This window comes from Leifsonia sp. SIMBA_070 (assembly GCF_046534635.1).
In the GTDB taxonomy this organism is placed as follows: domain Bacteria; phylum Actinomycetota; class Actinomycetes; order Actinomycetales; family Microbacteriaceae; genus Leifsonia.
Window position 1 is genome coordinate 1 of record NZ_JAWRYK010000308.1, and the last position, 270, is coordinate 270.

Sequence of the window (270 nt, forward strand, 5' to 3'; positions counted from 1 at the left end):
GTACTGCACGGATGCTCCCGGGTTCGCTTCGCCGAACCCGGCAATCCAAGCCTGCATGGCGGAATCCTGGGAGGAGGCTCCGGCGCCGGACAGGGTTCCGGTGACGGTGCTTTCCGATGAGGAGGAGGACTGGGTGCCGCCGGCGGGAGCCGTTGCACTGTCGCTGCCGCAGGCGGTGAGAGTGAGGGCAGCTGCCGACAGGAGGACGGCTGCAGTACTGAATTTTCCAGAAACCAACACGTAAATCCCTTTCAAGGGCCGAATCCCCGG

Annotated in this window: 1 protein-coding gene; it reads left to right on the plus strand. The window is 64.4% G+C overall.

Annotation, left to right across the window (positions count from 1 at the left end; translation table 11 throughout):
- On the plus strand, nt 1-244 hold a 244-nt coding region (locus tag SB754_RS20465), incomplete at its 5' end, for a hypothetical protein (protein ID WP_410784195.1).
- Nucleotides 245-270 lie beyond the last annotated feature (26 nt).